Source organism: Peptidiphaga sp., assembly GCF_057238965.1.
Genome location: NZ_DBHHEV010000118.1, coordinates 1 through 6,067, shown reverse-complemented (window position 1 = coordinate 6,067; position 6,067 = coordinate 1). Strand labels below are relative to the sequence as shown.

The following is a 6,067-nucleotide window of genomic DNA, read 5'->3' as shown; positions in this document are numbered from 1 at the left end:
GCGATCTACACGGCAACCGACAGAGGATCGTGCAACTTCGGCGAGGTCTTTTCGACCGACGGGCGCATCAAATCGCTCAATTTGAGGGTGCTCAAAGACGATCTCGGTTTCTTCCCTGCTTACAACGTCTCTCCCGTATACGCGACCTCTCTCGTCAAAAAGTTCCCGAAGCTCCGCGCGTACTTCGATCAGATGGCGCCGCTTCTGACGGACGACGAGATGCGGGAGATGAATTTAAAGGTCGACGTCGAAGGCCAGGATCCTTCGAAAGTCGCCCGCGAATGGCTGATCTCCAAGGGTTTCGTAACCAAGAAATAAGCGTCGCGAACGTCGACGCCGCACGAAGGCCACAGATCCTGAGAGACAGCGAACGAGGGGGCAGCGCATTTTGCCGCTGCCCCCTCGTTCGCTGTCATCTTCTATGAGCCCGGAATCACGGGTCTTGACTTCTCGTCCGGCTGTGCCTTGTCGAGCCTTTGCCCGAACGGTCGCCGGCTCTTCTTTGCCCGGCTCCGGCTCACTCCCACCTGGCGTTGGCCAAGCCCCCGGCGATGCGGTCCGCGATCGCATCGACCGCCTCGCGCTTGTCAGGGTTCGGGCTGGAGACGGTCACCTGTTGGCCCTCGTGGAAGCCGGCCGCCATGAGCTCCGTGGCCGAATCCGCCGAAACGCCGTCGATGAAGACGTTTCCTCCCAGAGTTTTCACAAGCTGGGCAAGCTGAGCTGCGGGCCTGACGTGAAGGCCGCCGTCGTCGGTGACGACGACCTCGCGCGAATACCCCGTGCTCTTTTCTGACATATGTGTTTCCTTTCGAATCAGTTGAACCAGAGCGAGATTTCCTTTTCCGCGTTTTCCTCCGAATCGGAGGCGTGGATGAGGTTCTCGATGTTTCCGTGACCCCATTCGCGGGCCAGGTCTCCGCGGATGGAACCGGGAACGGCTTGGGTCGGGTTCGTGGCGCCGGCCAGCGCCCGTACGCCTTCGATGACGTTCGCGCCGCTGAAAACGGCGGCGACTACGGGGCCGCGAGTCATGTATCGGACGATTTCGGGGAAGAACGGCTTATCGGCGAGATGCGCATAGTGCACTCGGAGAACCTCTTCCTTCGCCTGCATGAACCTGAGGTCTTCGAGCTTGTACCCTTTGGCTTCGATGCGTCCGAGTATCTCGCCGACGAGCCCCCGCTCGACGCCGTCGGGCTTGACCAGAATGAAAATGCGCTGAGAATCCATGGGTCAATTGTTTCATGGAAGCAGACCGGAAGATGCGCCCATCGTCCCGAGAAAACCGCGCTCAAACGCCCCGTTTGGGCGGCTCTTGGAAAGCCTCGGCCGCCGTTCCGCCGTCGCTGCCAATATTCGACGGCGCCCCGCGTTCGAATACCGCGCGCGAGCGCTGCGTGCGAACACTGTGAGCGAGCTCCGCGTGCGAGCCCGGCGTGCGAACACTGTGAGCGAGCTCCGCGTGCGAGCCCGGCGTGCGAATGCAACCAGGCGCTACGCCCCGTCCGCCCCCGGCTTTCCCATGAGAGTGCGGGCGGCGGCGACCAGCTGAATGGAGCCGAGGACGACCACGGCAGGCGAGGCCATGGGCGCGCCGTCGTCTGACTCGGCCAGGCCGGCTGCGCGGTCGATCGCCTCGGCCAGGTCTCGCTCGACGAAAACTCGTCCGTCTCCGAAAACGCCGCCCGCGATGTCTGCGAGTTCGTCGGCGTCCATCGCCCGATCCGACGCGATGTCGGTGACGACGACCGCGTCCAAGACGGGCTCTAGGACCCCGAGGAAGCCCTCGACGTCTTTGTCGGCCATCATTGCGACGACGCCGACGAGCCTGCCCGGGAAGTACTCGCGCAGAGCGTCGGCCGTGGCCTGCGCGCCGTGGGGATTGTGCGCGGCGTCGGCCACGACCGTCGGCGAGCTTCGAACGATTTCCAGACGCCCCGGAGACGAAACCGACATGAAGGCGTGCTCGACGACGTCGGCCGCGAATGCGCCGCCTCCGAAGAAGGCCTCCGCCGCCGCGAGGGCGATGGCGGCGTTGCGAGCCTGATGCTCCCCCTTCAGCGCCAGCGGGACGTCTTCGTAGCGGGCCGCCGGGGTTTGAAGGGTGACAAGCTGGCCGCCGACGGCCGTTTCGCGCGAGACTAAATGCAACGACGGGCCCTCGGCGACGAGGCGGGCCTTCGCTTTGCGGGCGGCGTCCATCACGATCTGGGCGACGGATTCCCCCTGCCCCGCTGAGACGACGAACGAGCCGGGCTTGACGATTCCGACCTTTTCCCTCGCGATCTCCTCGATCGTGTGGCCAAGCCACCGCTCGTGGTCCATGGCGACGGGAAGGATGACGGCGACGTCTGCCTCGATCACGTTTGTCGCGTCCCACAGCCCGCCCATTCCGACTTCGACGACGGCCACATCGACGGGCGCGTTTGCGAAGGCCGCGTAGGCCATGACGGTGAAGACCTCGAAGAAGCTCATCCGCGGTCCGCCCGCAGCAGTCGACTTGCGGTCGACCAGTTCGACGACGGGTTCGACGTCCTCCCATGCGGCGAGAAAGTCCTCGCGGGAAATCGCTGCGCCGTCGATCGCCATGCGTTCGCGAACCGACGTCAGGTGAGGCGAGGTGAATCTGCCCGTGCGCAGGCCGCGCTCGCGCAGAAGGGCTTCGACCATCCGGGCGGTGGAGGTCTTTCCGTTTGTTCCCGTGATGTGAATCGACCGAAACGCGCGCTCGGGATTGCCCAACATCGCCAGAGCCTCACGCACGCGTTCGAGGGAGGGCTGCACCTTGTGCTCGCGGGCGCGAGTGAGAATCGAGCGGTAGACGGCATCGACCGCGCCGTCCAGAGCGATCCTCTCCGCCTCGGCGACCGCGTCCGGCGGTGGGCCGGACTGCGAATCGTCGGCGAGGACGTCCGCGACGACGCTCGGATCGGGGCCCGCGACAAGCCCCGAGGAGACGATGGCTTTGACGGCGGCGTCGAACTCCTCGTCCTCCGCGGCCTCCCGCGCCAGACGCGCGGCCTCCTCGTCCCGGGCTTCCTCGTCTCGCTCCCTTTCCGAGGCGGAGCTCATTCCTCCCCCGCCCTCAAGTTCGGCCGGAAAGCCCCGCGTTTCGCCGCGGACGCCTTTCCTTCCGTCGAAGCCTTGCCCGTCGGGGCCGTTGTCGTCAGGGCCGCTCCCTCGGGGGCCGCCTTGGCCTTGCATCGGGCCTCCATTCATCTTTTCCTGGCCGTTCCTGCCTGCCTATTGGCTTCGGATCAAGCTTTTTCGACGTCGATCGTGAGATCGGAAGCCGCCCGCACGTCGGTGCGCACGGCGAGCGTCTCTCCCGCGATGAAGTCGATGTGCGCCTCGACCGCGCCGATGCGCGGCTCCGGAACGCCGAGTGTGAGCGCGATCCTGTCGGAGACGTGCAGACCGGCGGCTCTGCGGGCCTCCTGCACCGCCCGCACGACGTCGCGCGCATATCCCTCGGCTTCGAGATCGTCGTCGACGTTGACGTCGAGGGCGATGTAGGAGCCGGAGGGAAGGATCGTCGCGACGGCGCCGTCGTCGGCCACGACCGACGTCGTCACCGTGTACTGGCCCTCCCTGAGGCGAATCGGAGGCTCCGTGTGGAGCACCGCTCCCCCGTCGACCTCCTCCCAGGCGCCCTCGCGGGCCGCCTTGAAAAGAGACGACGTGAGCTTGCGCTGCTCGGGCTCGAGCTCGCGCGGAAGGACGGCGAGCTCCCGGGTTGCCGTCATGCCGCAGGTCTCGATGCTTTCGAGGCGGACCTCCTTGACGTTGACCTCCGAGGCGACGAGGTCGGAGAAGTCGGAGAGGTCTTGATCCGACACGATCCAGAGAGTCCTCAGCGGGAGTCGGACACGGAGCTTGTTCGCCTTGCGCAGCGAATGCCCGGCCGAGACGATCTCGCGCACTTCGTCCATCTGGGCGACCAGCTCGGGGGCGTCACATGTTTCGGGAAGCTCAGGCCAGTCGGTCAGATGGACCGAACGCTCACCGGTGAGCCCCTTGTACATTTCCTCGGTCAGAAGGGGAAGGAGGGGCGCAAGGATTTTCGACACATTGACGAGCACCGTGTAAAGCGTGTCGAAAGCCCTCTCATCCTCGTTCCAGAAACGGTCGCGCGAGGTGCGGACGTACCAATTTGTCAGCATGTCGATGTAATCGCGAACACTCTGGCACGCCGAGGATATGTCGAAGGCGTCGAGGTCTTCGCGCACGGCGTCGGCGAGCCTCTTCGTATGCGCCAGAACGTACCGGTCCTGCACGTCGAGCGCAGCGAGGGCCTGCGCATCGGCAAGGTCGATGCTCTCGGCGAGGTAGCCTTGGCCTCCGTCGGCCGCCCCGGTATAGAGGGTGAAGAAATAGTAGGCGTTCCACAGCGGAAGAAGCACCTGCCGCACGGCGTCGCGGATCGCAGCCTCCTTGACCACGAGATTGCCCCCTCGCACCACGGGCGAGCTCATGAGGAACCAGCGCATGGCGTCGGAGCCGTGCCGGGCGAACACCTCGGAGACGTCAGGGTAGTTGCGAAGAGACTTCGACATCTTCCGCCCGTCGTCGCCCAGGACGATGCCGTGCGAGACGCAGTTGCGGAAAGCCGGCCGGTCAAATAGCGCGGTAGCGAGCACGTGGAGAGTGTAGAACCAGCCGCGGGTTTGCCCAATGTACTCGACGATGAAGTCGCCCGGGTAGTGGTTGTCGAACCAGTCCCTGTTTTCGAACGGATAATGCACTTGGGCGAAGGGCATCGAGCCGGATTCGAACCAGCAGTCGAGGACGTCGCTCACCCTGCGCATGGTCGACTTCCCGCTCGGATCGTCGGGATTGGGCCTGGTCAGGGTGTCGATGAACGGACGGTGCAGAGCGGCGACCTCCACGCCAAAGTCCCTCTCCAGCTCGGCGAAGGAACCGTAGACGTCCACTCGGGGGAAGTTCGGGTCGTCGCTTGTCCACACGGGAATCGGGGCGCCCCAGTAACGATTGCGCGAGATCGACCAATCGCGCGCCCCGGCCAGCCAGTTGCCGAAGATTCCGTCTTTGACGTGCTCGGGCGTCCACGTGATCTCCTGGTTGAGCTCAACCATGCGGTCCCGTATGGCCGTCACCTTGACGAACCAGGAAGACACAGCCTTGTAGATCAGCGGCTTGCGGCAGCGCCAGCAATGCGGATAGCTGTGGACGTAGCTCTTGCGCTGGACGAGCACGGCTCGCCTGTCGCGCTCGATCGCAGCCAGCGGCCCGCTCGAATCGCGCAGATCCGCGACGATCGGCTTGTTTGCGTCGAAGACCTGCAAACCCTCGTAATCGGGGACTTCGGCGGTGAAGCAGCCTCCGTCGTCGACCGGAACGACCGTGCCGATTCCGGCCTCCTGGCAGGCGATCATGTCGTCCTCGCCGAATGCCGACGCCATGTGGACCAGACCGGTGCCGTCCTCCGTCGTGACGAAATCCGCCCCGATGACAGTCCAGACGTTCGGCCCGGGATCCGCGCCCTCTTCGAGATATTCGGGCGCGTTGAAGTAGTCGAAAATCGGATGGTACCTGCGTCCCACAAGATCCTTGCCGGAAATTTGCGCGAGCACCTCCGGCTCCTCCCCGAGCTCTTTCGCGTAAGCCTTGAGACGCGACTCGGCGACGATGACGTCCTCGCCCGCCACAGGCGAGTCGAGGGCTTCGGGGACGCGGACGACGGCGTAGTCGACGTCCGGCCCGACGGCGACGGCGAGATTCGAGGGCAGGGTCCACGGCGTGGTCGTCCAGATGAGGATCAACTCGGGGCGTTCCGCCCCCTTGCGGACGGGCTCGACCAGCCGCATGCCGACGGTGACCGTCTCATCCTGGCGGTCCTGGTAAACCTCGTCGTCCATCTTCAACTCGTGGTTGGACAACGGGGTTCGATCGTTCCAGCAGTATGGAAGGACTCGGTAGCCCTTATAGACGAGGCCCTTGTCGTAGAGCGTCTTGAACGCCCACATGACGGACTCCATGTAGGTGGGGTCGAGGGTCTTGTAGTCGTTGTCGAAGTCGACCCAGCGCGCCTGGCGGGTGACGT

At 64.7% G+C, this 6,067-nt stretch carries 5 protein-coding genes; 1 reads left to right on the top strand and 4 read right to left on the bottom strand.

Translation table 11 applies throughout. The annotated features are described in order from the left end of the window. Positions 1-318 (top strand): glycine betaine ABC transporter substrate-binding protein (locus tag ACO48X_RS10500; RefSeq protein WP_485002035.1); only part of this gene is annotated, 318 nt, incomplete at its 5' end. Between the two features lie 199 nt (positions 319-517). Here the strand turns inward: ACO48X_RS10500 and ACO48X_RS10495 are convergent. From ACO48X_RS10495 to ileS, 4 genes are all read right to left on the bottom strand, one after another. Then, positions 518-799: an HPr family phosphocarrier protein gene (locus tag ACO48X_RS10495; protein WP_485002034.1), complete on the bottom strand. Its 282-nt coding sequence runs from the start codon at positions 797-799 to the stop codon at positions 518-520. Between the two features lie 17 nt (positions 800-816). Continuing rightward, on the bottom strand, positions 817-1,233 hold the full coding sequence (gene ndk / locus ACO48X_RS10490; protein ID WP_485002033.1) for a nucleoside-diphosphate kinase: 417 nt from the start codon (positions 1,231-1,233) through the stop codon (positions 817-819). Positions 1,234-1,497: 264 nt separating this feature from the next. Continuing rightward, positions 1,498-3,207: a bifunctional folylpolyglutamate synthase/dihydrofolate synthase gene (locus ACO48X_RS10485; protein WP_485002032.1), complete on the bottom strand. Its 1,710-nt coding sequence runs from the start codon at positions 3,205-3,207 to the stop codon at positions 1,498-1,500. A gap of 53 nt (positions 3,208-3,260) precedes the next feature. After that, on the bottom strand, positions 3,261-6,067 hold a 2,807-nt coding region (ileS, locus tag ACO48X_RS10480), incomplete at its 5' end, for an isoleucine--tRNA ligase (protein WP_485002031.1).